The organism is Niveispirillum sp. (assembly GCF_017996735.1).
Taxonomy (GTDB): domain Bacteria; phylum Pseudomonadota; class Alphaproteobacteria; order Azospirillales; family Azospirillaceae; genus Niveispirillum.
In genome coordinates this window covers 1-18,436 of sequence record NZ_JAGOGJ010000028.1, presented here as the reverse complement: position 1 = coordinate 18,436, position 18,436 = coordinate 1, and the positions used below count along the sequence as shown (strand labels likewise).

Genomic DNA, 18,436 nt, shown 5'->3' with positions numbered 1-18,436 from the left:
AAAGCGAATAAACTTTGCCCCTGTTGCGCAGATGTGATCCGGCGGCCGGGAAAAACGGCGCGGGCAGATGAACCGCCGCCATGGCCAGGGAAGGACACCAGAATGGCACATGCGAAACGGTTGCGGACGGGGGCGGCGCTGCTGGCCCTGTTGACAGGCGCCTTGCCCGCAGGGGCGGTCGACGCGCCCGACGGACTTTTGTTCCGGGTTACCGGCGACAAGGGGCTGGTCGCCGACCGGGCCGTCGGGGACGCACGTCCCACCTTCGCCGACAAGGTGGCGGTCATACCGCAGGGCGGGGCGCCGGGCGCCTATCTTCAGGCCGCCGATGATCAGGTCCTGGCCTGGGCCGCGCCGGGGAACATCCGGGCCCAGCGCGGCACGCTCAGCTTCTTCTGGCGTTCCCGCTATCCCGTTGGTTCCAATCAATTTCCCCTGTTCAGGGTCGCCTATTCCAACCATAGCAGTTGGGACATGGTCTTCCTGCGGCTGGACTGGAACGGCAAGGGATTCGACGGTTTCGTGACCGATACGAATCTGGCGCGGGTGCGTGTTTCATGGACGATGCCAACCCCGCCGGCCCCGGACGCTTGGTCCCATATCGCCTTTGCCTGGGACGAGGCGACGGGCGTTCAGCTTTATGTGAATGGCGAACTGGTAGCGCGCAAGGATCAGCCGGCATCGCTGGACGCAAGCCTTGATCAGTTCGGTCCGCACAGCCGGATCATCAGCCCGATCCAGGTGCAAAGCCGCTATAATTTTCTGCGCGGCGGCGACATTGATGAAATCCGCATCCATGACCGCGCGCTGGATGCCGCCGCCATCAAGACGCTGGCGCAGCATAGGGAACCGGTGTCATTGCCCGCGACGCCTGACGGCTGGGCATCCTGGTCTCATCGCAACGGCTTTGACCGGCCCGATGACCCGCCCCCCTATCTGGCCGATGCCGCTACCCGTATCCGCAAGGTGGAATTCACCGAACAGCGCGATATCGCCCAGCGTATGTGGAAGGGCAATGACGGCATCCGTGAAACGACCTGGCCGGGCGTCTATAACCGCTCCACCCTGCCGGGCCGGCATGATTATTTCACGCTGCCCGACTGGAACGTCTATTCGATGGGAGGCAAGTCCGGCACCTGGTTCCTGCCGGATGAACCGTTCAATCAGGTGGAGATACAGGGCGCGGCCTTTGGCAAGCTGGGCTGGATCAAGGGGGCGACGGTTCCCCCCGGCAATGCTCAGGTCACGGATGATGGCAGCCTTCTGAGCCGGCGGCGGCAGGGGACCGAGCGCAGCACCACGCGTCTGAAGCAGGATGCGACCGGTGGCGCGCTGCGCTTCGTCAATGAGGTGCAGGAAACCCCGATCCAGGAGATCGGCGCCTATCATGTCGGCCCCGGCACGGCGCCGGAGGGGCTGGGCGATTTCCGCTTCACCCTGCGTCTGGGTGTCGAGCCGGACTTTACCGGCATCCTGCCGCTGCGCCGCTTCATCGACGGCCGTTACCCGGAAAGCGAACGCGGCCTGATCGTCGCCATTCCTGATGCCGGCGTGCCCACCCGCAAACGTATCACGCCGCCGGAGACTGGCCGTCCCGTGGCGCATATCGCCATTCCCATGGATTACCGCCGGCAGGAACCGGGAATGGCGCTGTATCGGGGTGCCGTCCAGGGGTTCGAGAATTTCGGCGGCCTGGATGGGATCGAACTGACCGTACCGGCGCTGAATGTGAAACCCACCCACAAGGGGGGACTGGTCGCGCTGAACATTCGGGTCAAGGACCCGCTGACCCCCGAACGGGACCTGATGGATGTAAATGTCGCCGTCAAGCCCGGGGAAGCGCGGACCTTGTGGCTGGATACCCGCGACCGTATCCTGCCGTCGGATCGGCCGCTCTATCTGACTATTGCCGCCTCTGCCCCGGAATTTTCCGTGGACAAGCTGGACGGGGCCGCCCTGCGGCTGGTCTTCAAATCCAAGGCCGACGCGAAGGCCGACCATGTCTTTGACCGCGAGCGCCAGATCCAGGACAATTACGGGTTCCTGGTGGAGGAGCGGCAGAGCAGCCGAAACCTGGGCCTGTTCCAGCGCTTCTATGATGACATCACCGATCTTCTCCGCATCGACCCCGATAACAAGGTCGCCAACGCCTATTGGTCGGAATGGAACCCGCAGCAACCCTTGCCACCCGTTGAACTGGACCCGCCGCCGCCGGGCACGCCGGCCTGGGCCTGGGGACAGACACGGTATCTGGCGCAGGTCCGGCAGTTCGTGAACTGGTGGATCGACCATCGCCAGGTGGGGGGTGAATTCGGCGGTGGCCTGTCCGACGATACCGACCTGACCAATCAATGGCCTGGACTGGCCCTGATGGGTGTCGACCGGGAGAAGCTGACCAAGTCCCTGTCCGACATGATCGAGGCGATCCACGCCAACGGCATGCTGACCAACGGCCTGGGCACCATCGTCACGGACGAGCTTCACGTCTATGAAGAGGGGATCAACGCCCAGGCGCAGATGGCCCTTTTGACACCGGGCGACCCGCAGACGGTGGAACGTCTGATGGAGACGGCGGCGAATTATGCCGACCTGACGGCGGTGAACCCGAAGGGCCACCGGCTGCTGACCTCCAACTATTTTGGTGCGGGGCACATCGTCACGGAAGCGCCCTGGCAATGGTCCAAGCCCTATTCCTATCTGATTTTCCATTCCGGCATCCGGCTGGTGGAGATCAATGGCGATCCGGGCACACGCAAGCTGCTGCTGGAACTGGCTGACGGCTATCTGGCCCATGGCAAGCAGGATGCGGATGGAACATGGACCTTCCCGTCGGAGATCAACTGGCCGGATGGGGCCACGCGCGGCACGGCCGGTCCGGAACAGACCAACCTGCTGATGTGGGCGGCCTACCGCTGGACGGGTGACGCCCGATACCTGCGCCCCATCGAACAGGTTCTGCGCAAGGGCGGGTTTGCCGCTCTGTCGGGCATCGTCAGCGGTGATCTGGCCCTGGACCTGAACCGGCCTGATCTGCGGAATGCGGTGCTGGCGCAGGCGAAATCCGACCGCTATGCCGGCCCCTTCATCTATCACACGGCCTGGGTCGCCACGGGCGACAAGCAATGGCTGGTGAAACAGTATGACGCACAGCGCCAGTTCGCTTCCCTGCGCATGGACATGCAGACGGTCGATCATTGGTGGACCGACCGCGTCGAACTGCCGACCCAGGAATTGCAGCGACAGCGTCTGGGCGGTGTTGCGCTGTACCGCAACGCCATTGTGCGCGGCAACCGCATCGCCTGGGATTTCGACGATGTTGACGGGGCGGAGAAGGTGGCCGTGCTGGTGAAGGAACCGACACGCACCGGCTTCCGGATCCTGGCCCATAACCTGTCGGACAAGCCGGTGACGGCCGGTATCATCGGGGCGGACGTCGCCGCTGGCGACTGGACCGTGACGGAAGGCGTGGATGCCGACGGCGATGACAAGGCCGACAGCGTGATCGCTTCCCGGACCGTCAGCTTTGGCGAGGGGCAGCGCGTTCCCGTAACCCTGGCACCCGGTCAGACGATCGTGATGGATTTTGCCCTGGCCGGTCCTGAACAGGATTTGACCGTCCGACCCGACATCGCCATTGCGAAGCGCGACGTGGTCCGGGCGAAGGGACGGGTGGAGGTCACCGTTCATAATATCGGTTCCGCGTCTGCGCCGACAGGGCGTGTCCGGCTGCTGTCCGCCGATGGATCGGTGTTGTCGGAAACGGCATTGCCCGCCATCGCGGCCCCCCTGGACCTGAAGCCGAAAACGGCGACGGTTGCGATGAAGGCCGTGGATGGTGCGGTTTCCGTCGATGTCGTCCTGGATGGCGGCGCGGTGGAGGCCAGATCGGACAATAACAAGGTATCGATTCGCTGAGACAAGCCGTGCGCGGGGGGGCAGGCCGCTCCCCGCGCACGGCTTGTCACCCTCACAACAATGGCATTGGTGGGGGAAGGCGGAGGGTCTATAGGCTTGTGCCTGGATTGCCGTCACCGGTGCCTTTATGCCCGTCAATATCGCCTTGTTCTTTGCATCCGTCCTGATCTGGGGCTCTACCTGGTACGCCATCACGTTTCAGTTGGGTGCGACACATCCGGCCGTGTCTGTGGCTTTCCGGTTTTTGCTGGCGGGTGTGGCGCTGCTGTGCTGGCTGGCAATCCGGCGCCAACCCATCCTGCCCCGGCGGGAAGGTTTGGTGCTGATCGCAGCGGCAGGGTTGCTGAACTTCTCCATCAATTATTTCATGGTGTACAAGGCGACAGCATTGCTGCCGTCCGGTCTGGTGGCCGTGGCGGGTTCCGTCATGTCCTTGATGAATGTCGTCAATGCCCGTCTGTTCCTGGGCCAGCCCATACGCCCGCCGGTCCTGGTCGGCGGCCTCATGGGGGTTGCGGGGGTGCTGCTGCTGTTCACGCCGGAGCTTGACGGAAAGACGCTGACAGGCGGCGCGCTGGCCGGATTCGGCCTGATGATGGTGTCGAACTACTCCGCCTCCCTCGGCAACATGGTGGTGTCGAAGACACGCAAGGCGGAGATGCCGTTGATCGGCACGACGGCATGGTCGATGCTGGTGGGCGCCGTCATCATGGCCGGGGTGGCGGCCGGGCAGGGCGCCAGCTTCGTGGTGGTGCCGTCCGTTCCTTATTTCCTGTCCCTGGCTTATCTGGCGCTGTTCGGATCGATCGCGGCATTCTTGTGCTATTTCACGCTGTTGGGGCGCATCGGGCCGGGGCGGGCGGGCTATGTGGCCATCATGACGCCCGTGGTGGCGCTGGTCATTTCCACCCTGTTCGAGGATTACCATTGGACGTCCGCCGGCATTGCCGGGCTGCTGCTGGCCATCCTGGGCAATTTTCTTGTCATGGCGCCGGCATCGCTGGGCAGGTTGCGGCGCCGCCAGCCGGCATGAAGGACGGGCATGCGAGCGTCGCACGTGTTGGCATGCTTGCCCCCATGCTTCCGGTGGTGTATTCCCAGCCCTCGAATGGCGGAGCGTAGCGCAGCCTGGTAGCGCGGCTGGTTTGGGTCCAGCAGGCCGGAGGTTCGAATCCTCTCGCTCCGACCATCTCCCTTTGGTTCAACCATCAGGTCACAGGGTTCGCCATGAAGGTCCGGATTTATCAGCCGTCCAAGACCACCATGCAGTCCGGCCGCGGTAAGGTCGGCGACTGGGTGTTGGAGTATGAGCCCGTGACCCCGCGCCGTCCCGAGCCGATGATGGGATGGACCAGCTCCGGCGATACCCTCAATCAGGTGCGCCTGAAATTTCCGACCAAGGAGGCCGCCCTGGCCTTCGTGTCGAAGAAGGGATGGGACGCGGACATTGCCGAATGGCATGAACGCCGCGTGATCCCCAAGAATTACGCGGATAACTTCCGTACCGACCGTCCGCGTATCGGGCGGTTCTGACCCGGTCCCCTATCCGGCCCCATAGCTCAGCTGGATAGAGCACTCGCCTTCTAAGCGAGCGGTCGCAGGTTCGAATCCTGCTGGGGTCGCCATCATCCTGGCCGAAAGGGCCGCCTGTCGAATGGACGGGCGGCCCTTTTTGCGTTTCCTGCACGGCCACTGGCGCAGTCCCGATCCGGCAAAAGCCGCCGCATCATGCCCTTGCGGGGCGTTTCCCGCACCCGGCAGGAAATGCCTGCCTAGGCAAAATTCGCCGCCCCACCCCCGCCGCAGCCTGTACCCACCCGGAAGAAAGCGCCGTCTCCCGCGCTTTCGGGGTCTAAATATACCTCTTTAGTACAGGTCTGGCGCGCTGCGATGACTTGGCACGCTTCCTGCTTATCCCCTGGCGAACCCCATCGTGTTCACCCTCAGGAGGAAGAGACCGAAGCTCTGGACAAGGCGTTGAGCGAGTAGCGGTGCAGACCAGCCTTCAAGGCGTAAGCCAAGCAAGCCTGATACCGCGATCAGCAAAACGGATTGCCCGATCCGAAAAGAAACTGCCGGTCATGCAACGCACCCGGCGTCTTCCACGGGTTACGGCGACGTCCTTCCTGACCAGTCCACGAGATCGATTTTGGGCCGAAACGGCCCCTCTCACGGCTCAAAAGGAGATATACCATGTCGACCAGTGACGTTCAGTTGACCGCAGGCATGCGAAACAACCTGCTGCTGCTCCAGAAGACCAACAAGCAGGTTGAAGGCATCCAGAACCGTCTTGCCACCGGCAACAAGGTCAATTCGGCCCTTGACGGTCCTACCAACTTCTTTGCGGCCAAGGGCCTCAGCGTCCGTGCCAACGACCTGTCCAAGCTGAAGGAAAGCATGGGCCAGTCGATCAGCACGATCCAGGCTGGCGACAAGGGTATCACTGCTATCGAAAGCCTGATCGAACAGGCCAAGGGCCTGACGACCACGGCATATGGCAATCTGGGCACGGATGCGGCCTCCATCGCAACCCGCAAGTCGCTGTCCGAGCAGTTCAACCGCATCAAGGACCAGATCGACAAGATCGCCCGTGACAGCGGCTACCAGGGCAAGAACCTGCTGGTTGGTAACGGACTGACCATGGACAGCACGGCGGAAAGCCGCGCAAACGTCAACTCCATCAATGGTCTGTCCAACAGCCGCGTGACCAACGTCGTCAGCGCCGATACCTACTCCATCCGCGTGTCGGGTACCGGTGCCATCAGCGCCGATCTGGAGGATATCGCCAAGGCCGAAGACGCCCGTGGCATCACCTCCTTGAAGGTGTCGGGGTCGATTTCGGCCACCGCCGGCAACTTCTCCGATATCAGCATCGAAATGCGCGGCAATGCCGGGCGTGAGCGTACACTGGTCGTGACGGAAAACGGCGAAAGCCGCACGGTCAAGTTCTTCGACAATACCCAGTCCGCCACGGCCGCCAATGTGACCGCCGGCCGGTCCGGTCAGGCGCAGGTGTCGAAGGTGACCATCAGCGGCGCCGTCGAAGAAGGCGACACCTTCACCGCCACGGTGAACGGCCAGTCCTTCAGCTACAAGGCCACGGCGGATGACGTCACCTCGGCGGACCCGGCGGAACGCCGGGCTGTCATCGCCCAGAAGCTGATGGAAACCGTCAACAACGCGGTTGGCGACGGCACGGGGGCAACGGGTCGCTTCACGATCGCCGAGCTGAACGAGGATAGCGACGCGGCCAACATCGAAGGCTTCACCATCACCTCGAACGAGACGATCGGTACGGGTGTCAGTTTCGCGATCGGTGCCACAGCCACCAACACCCTTGAAAAGGCAGTGTCGATCAGCTTCTCGTCCGGCACGGTCGTGACCTTCACGGTGGACCGCACGGCGCTGGAAAACCGCGGTACGGCGGCCAACGGCACCTCGACCATCGAGAAGAATGTCGATCTCACGGTTTCCGCGACGAACCTGAACGGTGTCACCATCGAACGGTCGGGCACGAATGCCCGCGGCGCTGGTAAGCTGTCGGATGGCGAGAACTCCCTGGCCTTCGATAGCGGTACCGTTCGCTTCGAAGTGGACAGCTCGGTACTGAAGCAGGCGGCCTCGGCCAACCTGTCGAACAACCTGATCACGGTTCAGCGCACCGACGCCAATACCGAGAATGATCTGGCCGTGCAGTTCAACGAGGCCAATACCTCGACCATCGCGGTGTCCTCGCAGAACGTTCAGACCGATGGCCAGGGACTGCGTCTCGACTATGCGCAGAACAATTTCCTGGATCGTGCCGACATCGACAAGGCCGTGTCCAGCCTGGACTTCGCAACGTCGAGACTCCGGTCCACGTCTCAGTCACTGTCGACCAACCTGAACGTCATCCAGACCCGCGAAAGCTTCACGAGCGAATTCTCGAACGTGCTGACAGAAGGGTCGAACAAGCTGGTCCAGGCCGATCAGAACGAGGAAGGTGCAAACCTGCTGCTGTTGCAGACCCGCCAGCAGCTCGGCACGATCTCCCTCTCGCTGGCCAACCAGGCTCAGCAGGCGATCCTGCGTCTCTTCTAAGAGGCGATACCCGGGTGAAACAGGGCGGCGGCCGCAAGGTCGCCGCCCTTTCTTTTTGATTTGCAATTCAAAATGCATTATACAAACCATTTATAACTAAATTTTATCTACTGGCCGGCATCGTGATGCCATTGCACTGTGATCCGCGATGGGGTAGAGCCGATCACATGCGCTTCGTGATCCAACTCCTGATCTGGTCTCTTCTGGTGGGTTTGGTGCTGGCCTGGCTGGGCTGGACGCCCGGCGAATTGCTGCACCATGTTCTAGACCTGCTGGAACAGGTTCCCGAATGGCTGGCCGATATTTTCGGCTGGGCCTGGCCCTATGTCCGGCAGGGGGCGATCATCGTCGTCCCGATTGCCGCCATCCTGCTGGTGCTGCGGCTGATACGCCGGAGACCGGGCAGCAACCGGCCCGGTTAACAGCGATTATCTTCTGCAATCGGTCAAGGGTCGACCCCCTCGGCAGATTTGTCAGTTCGGCAGTGCGCGTTTTTCCGCCGCCGCCACATGCACCAGACGGGCAGCGCGGTTGAAATTCATGGTGATCATCAAGGTGGCGCGGCCACGGATCAAATGGACATTCTTGTCCGCATCCACGGGCAACGGCACCTTGCGCGCCATGCAATGGGCCAGAAGGGCCGCCTGCAGCTCCGTCTCCGGCACGGTCAGGAGTTGCTGTCCGTTATCATAGACGATGGTGCAGGACACGCTGTCATCGGCATTGGTCAGGCGCAGGCCCGTGATCTGCCCCGCCGGCAGTTCTTCCTTCAGGCGGCGCTTGCGGTCCAGAATCGCTGACAGGACCTCACGGTCCTTGAACAGAATGCAGCGCAGTTCCTTCATTTGACAACGTCCGGTGGCATTACGACGTTGCCACCTTACGCCCATCCGATCGTATGTCACAGAGCGCAAGCTATGACCTTATGGATGGTTCTGGCATTGAAGCCATTCAGAAACTGGGGGACTGGTTCTTCGACCCATACAGCGCTTCGGGCGATAGCAGCACAGGATCCGTGACGATCAGCCCCTCTGCCTCCGCCCGGCGATAGAAGCAGGAGCGGCGGCCGGTATGGCATGCCGGTCCCTGCTGATCCACACGCAGCAGCAGCGTGTCGCCATCACAATCGACCCGCCATTCCACCAGCATCTGGACCTGGCCGGAGCTTTCCCCCTTGCGCCAGAAGGCCTGCCGGGACCGCGACCAGTAGCAGACACGACCTGTGCGCAGGGTTTCGGCGATGCTGTCGCGGTTCATCCAGGCCATCATCAACACCTCGCCGCTGTCATGCTGCTGGGCGATGGCCGGGACCAGACCGTCCGCGTCATACTTGACGGCATTGAGGGCGGCTTCGATGGCGGCGTCGGGCAGGGGATAGGAGATCATTTCGCCTCCAGGGCGGCATTCAGGCGGGCGAAACCAGCCTCCAGATCGGCAATCAGGTCGTCCGCATCCTCCAGCCCGATATGCAGCCGGATCAGCTCGCCACCGGTCCAGGGGGCGGCGGTGCGGATGGGGGTGGGGTTGGACGGCAGGATCAGGCTTTCAAAGCCGCCCCAGCTATAGCCCATGCCGAAATGCGCCATGCCATCGACCATGGCGGCCAGGGCAGGGCGGGGAACCGGCTCCATCTCGAACGCGAACAGGCCGCAGGCGCCGGTGAAGTCGCGCTTCCACAGATCATGGCCGGGGCAGGAGGGCAGGGCGGGGTGGCGCACCCGCGTCACCTCCGCCCGCGTCGCCAGCCATTGGGCGACCCTCAGGCCTGATTGATGGTGTCGGCGCATACGAACCGGCAGGCTGCGCAAGCCCCGCAGCCCCAGGAACAACTCATCGGCCGAGGCACAGGCGCCCAGTTCGATCGCCGCCTTCTTCACACGCATCCAATGGTCCTGATGCGCGCAGACGGCCACGCCCAGGCTGGCATCCGAATGGCCGCCGACATATTTGGTGGCTGACTGGATGGAGATATGGACCCCATATTTCAGCGGCTTGAACAGCAGGCCCGCCGCCCAGGTATTGTCGATCATGACCACAATGTAGGGATTGACCGTGGCCACGGCCGCGCTGATGGCGGGCACGTCCTGTACCTCAAAGGTCAGGGACCCCGGCGATTCCAGGAATACGATGCGGGTGGTCGGGCGCAGCAGCCCGGTGATACCGGCCCCGATGGCAGGATCGAAATATTCGACGGTGACACCGGCCCGGCTCAGAATGCCATTGGCAAAGCTGCGTGTGGGACCATAGGCCGTGTCGGCGATCAGCACATGGTCGCCATGGCGGGCGAAGGCCAGCAGGCTGCTGGTGATGGCCTGCAGGCCCGACGCGAAGGAAACGGCGTCATGCCCTTCCTCCAGTTCCGTCATCGCGGCTTCGAAGGCATGGCTGGACGGGTTGCCTGTCCGGCCATACCGCACGGTCCGCAGCGCGGGGTCATAGGCATCCAGCGCGGCCAGGGTCGGGAACAGGACAGTGGAGGCGCGGAAGGGCGGGATGTTCACCGCCCCGCCGAATTTTTCCGGCGCACGGCCGGCATGGATCAGGCGCGTATCCTCGGCGAACGGGCCGTTCTTGTCGTTTGTGCTCATTCTGGCGTGGCCTCGGGCGCGGGCAGGGGCTGATCGGGCAAGGGGATGTGCGATCCGGCGGTCATGGGGATCAGGCCGGCCAGCCGGGGGTCGGGATCGAACCGTACCTCCTGGCCCACGGGCCGGAATCCCGCCTTCTGATAGGTCATCAGCGCACGCGGATGGTCCAGGTCACAGGTATTGACGGCGATTTTCTCCACGCCTGCGCCATTCCACGCCGCTTCGATGGCCCAGTCCAGCAGCCAGCCGCCGATGCCGCGGCCGATGAATTCCGGGATCAGACCCAGATACTGCAACTCACATTCGCCCGGCCTGGCACGGCTCAACTCGACATAGCCGGCCGGAACCCCCGCGACATAGGCGACATAGATCTCGGTTTTTGCATCAGCCAGGATGGAACGCAACTGGTCCGCCGGCATGGCGCGGCGGAACCACCACAGCCATTCCTCACCCACCGTATCATAGAGATAGCGATAGAAGGAGAGGGTGCAGTTCTCCGCCCGCAGCAGCGACAGCCCCTGCGGATGCGGCCGCTGCCGGCGCACGGGCCGTGTCGTCATTTCCAGATAGGTGACGGTGACCTTGATATGGCCCGCTGGCGGGTTGGGGCTGCTGTCGGTCATGACCCGTGTCTCCTGGGACGGGCGTGAAACCCGTCCATGCATGATGTGCCCACAATAGCGGCTACGCCGCCCGGATCGACCCCGCGTCTATCAGGCCCACCCATACGGTCCAAGGGGTTGACACAAGGTTACGCGGCCGCCCCCGTGGCGACGGGCAGGTCTTCGCGCCCACCCCATTCCGTCCAGGACCCGTCATAAAGCGCGACATTGTCCACACCCAGCCGATGCAAGCCCAGCGTCAGGACCGCCGCCGTCACGCCGCTGCCGCAGGAGGTGGTGATGGGTTTCGACAGGTCGATCCCGGCCCGGATGAACCGGTCGCCCAGGGCGTCACCAGTCAGCATCAGCTTGGTTTCCGGGTCCAGCAGATCGCCGAAGGGAAGGTTGCGGGCACCGGGAATATGGCCTCCGCGCAGGCCGGGCCGCGGCTCCGGTGTGGTCCCTTCAAACCGGCCGGCGGCGCGGGCATCCAGCACCTGTTCGGCCCCGGTTTCCAGATTGGCCCGCATCTCTTCCACCGACCGGACCAGACGCGCGCGGTAATCCGGCGTGAAATGGCCGGGCGCAGGGGCGGGCACCGGCCCATCCTGCACCGGCCCGCCGATATTCTGCCAACCGGGCAGACCACCATCCAGAACGAACACCTTGTCATGTCCGAAGACGCGGAACATCCACCAGGCACGCGCCGCACTGGACAGGCCGGTCACGTCATAGACCACGACGATGCTGTCGGACCCGATCCCCAGCGCTTCGACCGAAGCCTTGAAGCTTTCAGGCGTGGGCAGCATGTGGGGCAGGGGGCTGTCGGGATCGGAAATCCCGTCTATGTCGAAGAACTGCGCACCCGGTATGCGCTTGGCCTGGAATTCGGCCCTGGGATCACGCTTGGCCGCCGGCATATGCCAGGAAGCATCCAGAATCCGCAGGTTCGGATTATTCAGTTCCGTTTCCAGCCACAGCGGGGAAACCAACGGGTCCGTCATCGCGTACTCTCCGATCCTGGAACGATGTCAATCTGGCGCCACACGGCCCTTGGTAGCGCGCGCCTTGGTTTTGTTCAATGCCGCCGCCGCGATGATCAGGGATTTGAAGGCCATAGCGTCGATGCCGCTGTCCCGGAAAAGGTCGATGGCACGGCGGGCATTGCCGTCCAGGCTGGCATTGAAAAGGCCGGCCGGGTCGTCAACCGACGCCCCCTTGGCAAAGGTCAGCTTGACCTTGTCCTTGTAGGTCTCCCCCGTACAGATGATGCCGTTGCGCTCCCATACCGGCACACCACCCCACTTTACCGTTTCCACGATGTCGGGCAGCGCTTCGTGGATCAAGGCTCGCATCCGCGCCAGGGTTTCACCGCGCCAGTCATCCAACTCCGCGATACGCGCATCGATCTGGCGGGCGGGGGCGTTTTCGTCGGCCATGCGGGGCACCCCTCCGTCAGTCGCGCAGCGCCAGTTGCACGCGGCGGTTCTGTTTGCCCTTGTTCTCGATCTTCACGATCGTGATACCGCCGATTTCACCGGTGCGGGCGACATGGGTGCCGCCGCAAGGCTGCAGGTCGATGATGGCATCGTCGGTGCCGATCTGCAGCAGGCGCACGGAACCGGACCCCGTCGGCGGCTTCACCGACATGGTGCGAACCAGATCGGGGGTGGCGTCCAGTTCGGCATCCGTGATGGTGCGTTCCCGCACGGGGTGGTCGGCGGCGATCAGTTCATTCACCGCCGTTTCGATCTGATCCTTGTCCAGGCTGGCCGATGGCACATCGAAATCCAGGCGCGACCGGTCGGCCCCCACCTGTCCCCCCGTCACGGCACCCGGCACCACGGCGCACAGCAGGTGGAGCGTCGTGTGCATACGCATATGCCGGTGGCGCCGCTCCCAGTCGATCTTCTGCGTGACCGTTGCGCCGACCGGCGGCAGTGCCGCGTCGGGTGCCGGGATGTGCAGCACCTGCTCCCCCCGTTCCACCAACGCCTCAGCCTTGCGGGCATCGATGATGGTGGTGGTGCCGCCATCCCAGCTCAGGCTGCCACTGTCCCCCGGCTGTCCGCCGCCATTGGGATAGAACAAGGTGCGGTCCAGAATGATGCCCTCCGGCCCCGCCGCCACGACCAGAGCCTCTGCTTCAACCTGATACGGATCGTCACGGAAGAGCAGGGTCATGGCATCCACCTTCGTTTCATGCGAGCCAGTTCGGCACCGGAAGACCTTTTTCGCGCAGGAAGGACGGATTGAACAGCTTCGATTGATAACGCGACCCGCCGTCGCACAGGATGGTCACGATCGTGTGGCCCGGTCCCATCGCCTGGGCGACCTTGATCGCCGCCCCGACATTGATGCCGCTGGACCCGCCCAGCACAAGGCCCTCGTTCTTCAGCAGATCAAAAACGATGGGCAACGCCTCCTCGTCCGTCACCTGCACGGCGTCATCGATGGGCGCATCGACCAGATTGGCCGTGACTCGGCCCTGGCCGATGCCTTCGGTGATGGATGTCCCCTCGGACTTCAATTCACCGGTCTTTTTCCAGTTGAACAGGGCCGATCCCATCGGGTCGGCCAGCACGATCCTCACATCCGGCTTGCGTTCCTTCAGGGCCAGCGCGATGCCGGCCAGCGTGCCGCCGGTGCCGGTGGCGCAGGTGAAGGCATCGATGCTGCCGTCCAGTTGCTCGAAAATCTCCGGCCCCGTAGTGCGGCGGTGGCCCTCACGATTGGCCAGATTGTCGAACTGGTTGGCCCAGATGGCGCCGTTTGGCTCCGTTGCGGCCAGTTCCTCGGCAATCCGGTGGGAGACATGTACATAATTGCCGGGGTCCTTGAACGGCACGGCCGGCACCAGGCGCAGATCGGCGCCGCACAGGCGCAGCATGTCCTTCTTTTCCTGGCTCTGCGTATCCGGCATCACGATAACGGTGCGGAAGCCCAGGGCATTGGCCACCAGCGCCAGCCCGATGCCGGTATTGCCCGCCGTGCCTTCAACGATGGTGCCGCCGGGACGCAGTTGCCCGCGCTCGATCGCGTCCTGCACAATGGCCAGCGCGGCACGGTCCTTCACCGACCCACCGGGATTCAGGAATTCGGCCTTGCCATAGATATCGCAACCCGTCAGCGCTGACGGGCCCTGCAGGCGGATCAGGGGGGTACGGCCGATACTGTCCAGAAATCCGTTGCGCACGTCCACGGCAATTGACCTTGGTTGTTGTGTGAAACCTTGGCGTCAATATGACCGCACGCCTGTGCAATTACCAGTGCCCGGTTCCGCACCGCTGGTTATCGCTTGATGCATTCCGGGTGTAGAATTCCTTAATCCACACCTGCGCTTGTACGAAGCCGGTCGCGATGGCGCGCAAACCAGGACAGGCCCAGCAGGGTCAGGCCACTGGGCACCCGGTTTTCATCCAGCTCCGCGATGGCCGTTTCCGCCGGAACCAGATGCACGCGGATATCCTCCACCTCTTCCTCCAGCCCGTGGATGCCACCGATGCCGGTGCTGTCCACCAGACCGGTGAAAAACTCCACCAATTCGGTACAGCCGCCCGGACTGGGCATCATGGAATAGACCTGGTGAACGTCGCTGGGCACGCAGCCGGCTTCCTCCGCCGCCTCCCGGATCGCCACTTCCGCCGGGTCCTCACCCGGTTTCACCATGCCGGCCACAAATTCCAGCATCCAGGGATTGACGCCCGCCGCATAGGCGCCGATGCGAAACTGTTCCACCATCACCAGCAGGTCGGCGCGCGGATCGTACAGCACGATGACCACGGCATGGCCACGGTGACAGATGTCGCGTTCGATGACGGGGGTCATGCCGCCGGCAAATTTCTCATGCCGCAGCTTCATCACGGAAAACTGCATGAAACCCTGATGAAGGAAGGTGTGATCGGCGACCTCCACCTGGGTGGGGCTGTCCTGGCCGGGCAGGGGCGGATGGATGGGAAGGCGCATGGTGGGGTCCGTTCACGGGTAAATCTCTTGCGTCCGCACCCGGCACCGGTCCAGCTTAGGAACCGGACAGGGCAATCATGCCAAGGCAGACGGGGGCCACGATGGCGCGCGTGACACAGGAATTCAACTTCGCCGGTTCGACGGGCGTCACCCTTTCCGGGCGCATCGACCTGCCGGACGGCCATCCCGTGGCCACCGCGATCTTTGCCCATTGCTTCACCTGCAACAAGGATTACCACGCCTCGGCCCGAATCAGCCGGGGTCTGGCCGAACGCGGCTGGGCGGTTCTGCGCTTCGATTTCACCGGCCTGGGCGGCAGTGCCGGCGCCTTTGACGAGACGAATTTTTCCACCAATGTGGCGGACCTGCTGTCGGCCGCCGCCGCCCTGACGGTGGAAATCGCGGCCCCCCGGCTGCTGATCGGGCACAGCCTGGGCGGCGCGGCCGTGATGCGGGCCGCGGCCGATCTGCCCTCGGTCGGCGCCGTCGTGACCGTCAATTCACCTTCCGGTCCCCACACACTGCTGGCCAAGATCGCGGGACGCGATGCGGAGATGCAGCGGGATGGTCGGGTGCAGTTGAATGTCGGCGACCGGGAAATGCCCATCACGGCCGACTTCGTGGCCGACGTGGCCCGCCATGACATGGCGTCGGTGATCGGGGGCCTCGGGCGCCCATTGCTGGTGCTGCATGATCCCAAGGATCCCGTGGTGCCGCTGGCGGAAGCGGACCGCATCATCTCCCTGGCCCAGCATCCGAAAAGCTTTGTGGCCCTGGATGGGGCCGGGCATCTGGTGGCGGATCAGCGGAATACCGCCTTCGTGGCCGGGCTGATCGACGGATGGGCGCGACGCGCGCTGCGTCTGGACGCAGCCAACGCGCCAAAGCCGGTGGGCGCCGCGCATGAAGGGCCGGTGACCGTATCCGAAACGGGGGAGGGGGCCTTTAACAATCTGGTGAGCGCGGCCGGCATCCGTTTCACGGCGGACGAGCCGACGGATGTCGGCGGCACCGGGCTGGGACCCAACCCCTATGAGCTTTTACAGGCCGCCTTGGGGGCCTGCACCTCCATGACCATCCGCATGTATGCCAACCGTAAGAATCTGCCGCTGACCCGTGTCTCCGTCACCGTCACCCATGAAAAGCGGGACCCGGTGGAGGGGGAGGTTACGGAGAATGCTGGCGGCAAGGTCGATCATTTCACCCGCTCCATCACGCTGGAAGGCGATCTTGACGCGGGCCAGCGCCAGCGCCTGCTGGAAATCGCCGGCAATTGCCCCGTCCACCGCACCCTGCGCAGCCGGGCCAGCATCGACAGCCATCTGGTCTGACGGGAACCAAAACCCGTCCGCCTGCGTTTTCCCGGTGATGGAAACAAAGGCAGGCCCCAAATGGCGATCCGCAGTGACGATGAACTGGAAGCCGCGGTTCAGGAATATCAGCGGCTGCGCGCCGCCCCGGCGGGATCGGATAGTGCCGCCCGCCGCGACAGCCTGAACGCCGATATCCAGACCTATTACCAGCAGCACCGGCAGGATCTGCGTCCGGGCAAGCCGCAGGACCAGCCCCTGCCGGAAGCCGGTGTTCCCGATCCGCCCTATACACCGGCCGATCCCGATGGCACACACCGCAAGCCTGATTGAGGCAGCGCCCAGGCTTCAAGCCCGGCCCATGCTATGCAACCTGGTCAACAGGGACTAGAATGCGGGTCCTGAGGCGGAAGGGTGAGGGCGATCTTGCGGCGCAGTGACAATTGCTATAGCTGCCGGTTCTGGGTGGGGCATGGGGTGCGTGAACGGGGACCGAAGGGTTCTTGCCGGCGGTACCCGCCCGTGGTGACCGATCGTTTCCCGTCGGGTGCCACACCCATCACCAATTTCACCGATTGGTGCGGGGAATGGCAGCGCAATACGGGCGTGCGCGAGGTGCCGGAACCGGATATGCCCGGTACATCAACGATTTACGATGATCGGTGAAGGTACCGTCGCCTGACATTCTGGATTATGACGTATCAGGACTAACTAATATATGGATGTATCGCACACTCCTGCTGCTTAACAGGGGAGGGGGAATGAGTCCATGTTTCGCGCCACAGATAGAGCTGTTGTGGGTAGTCTGCACACGATTGTCTGTATATAATTCGCTATATGAAGCCCGTCATAGGTCGTGACTTCACCATTGCGTAAGAACGCAGGTTGAGGCGTACTATTTCCATGCGGGCGGCGTTATCGCCTGTGCATGTCGGAAAGGGTATAGAGATTTGGCTTCGGTGCGCGGTCTGTCAGGGCGGTTGGCAACGGGACTGACGGCGACAGCGCTGTGTTTGGTCGCGCCGACCCTGGCCCTGGCGGAAGGCCGGAAGGGGGAGCCCACCCTGTTCCTGGTGACTGAACCGAACCCGCCGGTGAATTTCCTCGACCCGCTGAACGGCCAGTTGATCGGTCTGGCGACTGACAAGGTGCGGCTGATCATGCAGGATGCCGGCATTTCCCATGACATCAGCATCATGCCATGGCCGGACGCCGTTGCCGCCGTGGACCAGCGTCCCGATGCCTGCATATTTCTGATGAACCTGACCGATGAAAGACGGCCCAATTACCAATGGGTGGCACCGCTGATGGAAGGGGGCTGGGCCTTGTTCGCCCCGCTTGGCTTTCAGCGACGGATCAGCGGGCCGGCCGATCTGACCGGCCTGCGGATCGCTGTGCAGGCCGGAGGCGCCCTGGAAAAACACCTGCGGGAGATAACGCGCGACGTGCCCAACGTGACCCTGGTCACGGCGGAAGGGGCGGCAGAAATTGGCAACATCTTCAATGGCAGGGCTGATCTTTATGCGGGTGGCGCCTGGGCGGCCCCGTATCAGGCGCGTCAGGTCGATATGCCGGTCCGCATGGTGATGCGCCTGACCCGGTCCACCGGTGCTCTGGCCTGTAACAAAAAAGTACCCGCCGCCATGGTGACCCGCATGCAGAAGGCGTTGGATGCCATCATCGCCGATGGCCGTGCCGGTGCCGTGGAACGGCGATACAGCACGCCCGGCAGTTGGGGTGGCTGGGGCCTTGATCGCCGGCCCAATCCCTGACCCATCGATCACAGAGGAAAGCCGCACTCCAAAATTGAATCCACCGCGCCTACAATGGAAAGATCGATAATATGGATTATGGAAATACCCGGAGCGGTTTTGGCTGTGTAAGGGACGTAAACGACGTTGGGATTCTGGCACATCCAGGCACGTCGTGAACATTGATATCCGTAGTGTCCAGGATGATTAGCATGCGCGACCGA

General features: G+C 63.3%; 19 protein-coding genes and 2 tRNA genes. 11 read left to right on the top strand and 10 right to left on the bottom strand.

The window, feature by feature from the left end:
- Window positions 1–102: 102 nt before the first annotated feature.
- The 7 genes from KBA48_RS11315 (at window position 103) to KBA48_RS11285 (ending at window position 8,417) form a co-directional block, all read left to right on the top strand.
- Window positions 103–3,915 (top strand): LamG-like jellyroll fold domain-containing protein, encoded by a 3,813-nt coding sequence (locus KBA48_RS11315; protein ID WP_292906284.1) that lies wholly within the window; start codon window positions 103–105, stop codon window positions 3,913–3,915.
- A gap of 127 nt (window positions 3,916–4,042) precedes the next feature.
- Window positions 4,043–4,948: an EamA family transporter gene (locus KBA48_RS11310; RefSeq protein WP_292906283.1), complete on the top strand. Its 906-nt coding sequence runs from the start codon at window positions 4,043–4,045 to the stop codon at window positions 4,946–4,948.
- Window positions 4,949–5,027: 79 nt separating this feature from the next.
- Window positions 5,028–5,104 (top strand) — tRNA-Pro (locus KBA48_RS11305).
- A 38-nt stretch (window positions 5,105–5,142) separates the two neighbouring features.
- Complete coding sequence (locus KBA48_RS11300; protein WP_292906282.1) at window positions 5,143–5,448, top strand: ETC complex I subunit; 306 nt, start codon at window positions 5,143–5,145, stop codon at window positions 5,446–5,448.
- 15 nt (window positions 5,449–5,463) lie between these two features.
- Window positions 5,464–5,540, top strand: a tRNA-Arg gene (locus KBA48_RS11295).
- 568 nt (window positions 5,541–6,108) lie between these two features.
- Window positions 6,109–7,995 carry a flagellin gene (locus tag KBA48_RS11290; protein WP_292906281.1) on the top strand — a complete coding sequence of 629 codons (1,887 nt, stop codon included), beginning with the start codon at window positions 6,109–6,111 and terminating at the stop codon, window positions 7,993–7,995.
- 167 nt (window positions 7,996–8,162) lie between these two features.
- On the top strand, window positions 8,163–8,417 hold the full coding sequence (locus tag KBA48_RS11285) for a hypothetical protein (RefSeq protein WP_292906280.1): 255 nt from the start codon (window positions 8,163–8,165) through the stop codon (window positions 8,415–8,417).
- Between the two features lie 51 nt (window positions 8,418–8,468).
- Here KBA48_RS11285 and KBA48_RS11280 read toward each other — a convergent pair whose 3' ends face one another.
- The 9 genes from KBA48_RS11280 to KBA48_RS11240 all read right to left on the bottom strand — a co-directional run bounded on the left by KBA48_RS11280 (window position 8,469) and on the right by KBA48_RS11240 (window position 15,151).
- Window positions 8,469–8,840 (bottom strand): hypothetical protein, encoded by a 372-nt coding sequence (locus KBA48_RS11280; RefSeq protein WP_292906279.1) that lies wholly within the window; start codon window positions 8,838–8,840, stop codon window positions 8,469–8,471.
- 106 nt (window positions 8,841–8,946) lie between these two features.
- Complete coding sequence (gene hisI, locus KBA48_RS11275; RefSeq protein ID WP_292906278.1) at window positions 8,947–9,381, bottom strand: phosphoribosyl-AMP cyclohydrolase; 435 nt, start codon at window positions 9,379–9,381, stop codon at window positions 8,947–8,949.
- Complete coding sequence (metC, locus tag KBA48_RS11270) at window positions 9,378–10,583, bottom strand: cystathionine beta-lyase (RefSeq protein WP_292906277.1); 1,206 nt, start codon at window positions 10,581–10,583, stop codon at window positions 9,378–9,380. The genes hisI and metC overlap by 4 nt, the downstream gene beginning before the upstream one ends.
- Complete coding sequence (locus tag KBA48_RS11265) at window positions 10,580–11,206, bottom strand: N-acetyltransferase (protein ID WP_292906276.1); 627 nt, start codon at window positions 11,204–11,206, stop codon at window positions 10,580–10,582. Before KBA48_RS11265 ends, metC begins: the two co-directional genes overlap by 4 nt.
- A gap of 128 nt (window positions 11,207–11,334) precedes the next feature.
- Window positions 11,335–12,189 (bottom strand): 3-mercaptopyruvate sulfurtransferase, encoded by an 855-nt coding sequence (sseA, locus tag KBA48_RS11260; protein WP_292906275.1) that lies wholly within the window; start codon window positions 12,187–12,189, stop codon window positions 11,335–11,337.
- Window positions 12,190–12,216: 27 nt separating this feature from the next.
- Window positions 12,217–12,624 carry a DUF1801 domain-containing protein gene (locus KBA48_RS11255; RefSeq protein WP_292906274.1) on the bottom strand — a complete coding sequence of 136 codons (408 nt, stop codon included), beginning with the start codon at window positions 12,622–12,624 and terminating at the stop codon, window positions 12,217–12,219.
- A 16-nt stretch (window positions 12,625–12,640) separates the two neighbouring features.
- Window positions 12,641–13,369 carry an alanyl-tRNA editing protein gene (locus KBA48_RS11250; RefSeq protein WP_292906273.1) on the bottom strand — a complete coding sequence of 243 codons (729 nt, stop codon included), beginning with the start codon at window positions 13,367–13,369 and terminating at the stop codon, window positions 12,641–12,643.
- A gap of 16 nt (window positions 13,370–13,385) precedes the next feature.
- On the bottom strand, window positions 13,386–14,387 hold the full coding sequence (locus tag KBA48_RS11245) for a cysteine synthase A (protein ID WP_292906272.1): 1,002 nt from the start codon (window positions 14,385–14,387) through the stop codon (window positions 13,386–13,388).
- A gap of 122 nt (window positions 14,388–14,509) precedes the next feature.
- Window positions 14,510–15,151: an NUDIX domain-containing protein gene (locus KBA48_RS11240; RefSeq protein ID WP_292906271.1), complete on the bottom strand. Its 642-nt coding sequence runs from the start codon at window positions 15,149–15,151 to the stop codon at window positions 14,510–14,512.
- Between the two features lie 77 nt (window positions 15,152–15,228).
- Here KBA48_RS11240 and KBA48_RS11235 point away from each other — a divergent pair, with 77 nt between their 5' ends.
- The 4 genes from KBA48_RS11235 to KBA48_RS11220 all read left to right on the top strand — a co-directional run bounded on the left by KBA48_RS11235 (window position 15,229) and on the right by KBA48_RS11220 (window position 18,233).
- The gene (locus tag KBA48_RS11235) at window positions 15,229–16,482 is read left to right on the top strand and encodes a bifunctional alpha/beta hydrolase/OsmC family protein (protein WP_292906270.1); all 1,254 of its coding nucleotides are present in this window, start codon (window positions 15,229–15,231) and stop codon (window positions 16,480–16,482) included.
- Window positions 16,483–16,542: 60 nt separating this feature from the next.
- Window positions 16,543–16,794: a hypothetical protein gene (locus KBA48_RS11230; protein WP_292906268.1), complete on the top strand. Its 252-nt coding sequence runs from the start codon at window positions 16,543–16,545 to the stop codon at window positions 16,792–16,794.
- Between the two features lie 192 nt (window positions 16,795–16,986).
- Window positions 16,987–17,127: a hypothetical protein gene (locus KBA48_RS11225; protein ID WP_292906266.1), complete on the top strand. Its 141-nt coding sequence runs from the start codon at window positions 16,987–16,989 to the stop codon at window positions 17,125–17,127.
- 293 nt (window positions 17,128–17,420) lie between these two features.
- The gene (locus KBA48_RS11220) at window positions 17,421–18,233 is read left to right on the top strand and encodes an ABC transporter substrate-binding protein (protein WP_292906264.1); all 813 of its coding nucleotides are present in this window, start codon (window positions 17,421–17,423) and stop codon (window positions 18,231–18,233) included.
- Window positions 18,234–18,241: 8 nt separating this feature from the next.
- Here the strand turns inward: KBA48_RS11220 and KBA48_RS11215 are convergent.
- On the bottom strand, window positions 18,242–18,436 hold a 195-nt coding region (locus KBA48_RS11215; protein ID WP_292906262.1), incomplete at its 5' end, for a hypothetical protein.

Excerpts from the sequence above, each read along its gene's own strand:
- KBA48_RS11315 (WP_292906284.1), top strand. The coding sequence starts at position 103 with ATGGCACATGCGAAACGGTTGCGGACGGGGGCGGCGCTGCTGGCCCTG.
- KBA48_RS11255 (WP_292906274.1), bottom strand. The coding sequence starts at position 12,624 with ATGGCCGACGAAAACGCCCCCGCCCGCCAGATCGATGCGCGTATCGCG.
- KBA48_RS11300 (WP_292906282.1), top strand. The coding sequence starts at position 5,143 with ATGAAGGTCCGGATTTATCAGCCGTCCAAGACCACCATGCAGTCCGGC.
- KBA48_RS11265 (WP_292906276.1), bottom strand. The coding sequence starts at position 11,206 with ATGACCGACAGCAGCCCCAACCCGCCAGCGGGCCATATCAAGGTCACC.
- KBA48_RS11240 (WP_292906271.1), bottom strand. The coding sequence starts at position 15,151 with ATGCGCCTTCCCATCCATCCGCCCCTGCCCGGCCAGGACAGCCCCACC.
- KBA48_RS11290 (WP_292906281.1), top strand. The coding sequence starts at position 6,109 with ATGTCGACCAGTGACGTTCAGTTGACCGCAGGCATGCGAAACAACCTG.
- KBA48_RS11250 (WP_292906273.1), bottom strand. The coding sequence starts at position 13,369 with ATGACCCTGCTCTTCCGTGACGATCCGTATCAGGTTGAAGCAGAGGCT.
- KBA48_RS11280 (WP_292906279.1), bottom strand. The coding sequence starts at position 8,840 with ATGAAGGAACTGCGCTGCATTCTGTTCAAGGACCGTGAGGTCCTGTCA.
- hisI (WP_292906278.1), bottom strand. The coding sequence starts at position 9,381 with ATGATCTCCTATCCCCTGCCCGACGCCGCCATCGAAGCCGCCCTCAAT.
- KBA48_RS11230 (WP_292906268.1), top strand. The coding sequence starts at position 16,543 with ATGGCGATCCGCAGTGACGATGAACTGGAAGCCGCGGTTCAGGAATAT.
- KBA48_RS11235 (WP_292906270.1), top strand. The coding sequence starts at position 15,229 with ATGCCAAGGCAGACGGGGGCCACGATGGCGCGCGTGACACAGGAATTC.
- sseA (WP_292906275.1), bottom strand. The coding sequence starts at position 12,189 with ATGACGGACCCGTTGGTTTCCCCGCTGTGGCTGGAAACGGAACTGAAT.
- KBA48_RS11285 (WP_292906280.1), top strand. The coding sequence starts at position 8,163 with ATGCGCTTCGTGATCCAACTCCTGATCTGGTCTCTTCTGGTGGGTTTG.
- KBA48_RS11310 (WP_292906283.1), top strand. The coding sequence starts at position 4,043 with ATGCCCGTCAATATCGCCTTGTTCTTTGCATCCGTCCTGATCTGGGGC.
- metC (WP_292906277.1), bottom strand. The coding sequence starts at position 10,583 with ATGAGCACAAACGACAAGAACGGCCCGTTCGCCGAGGATACGCGCCTG.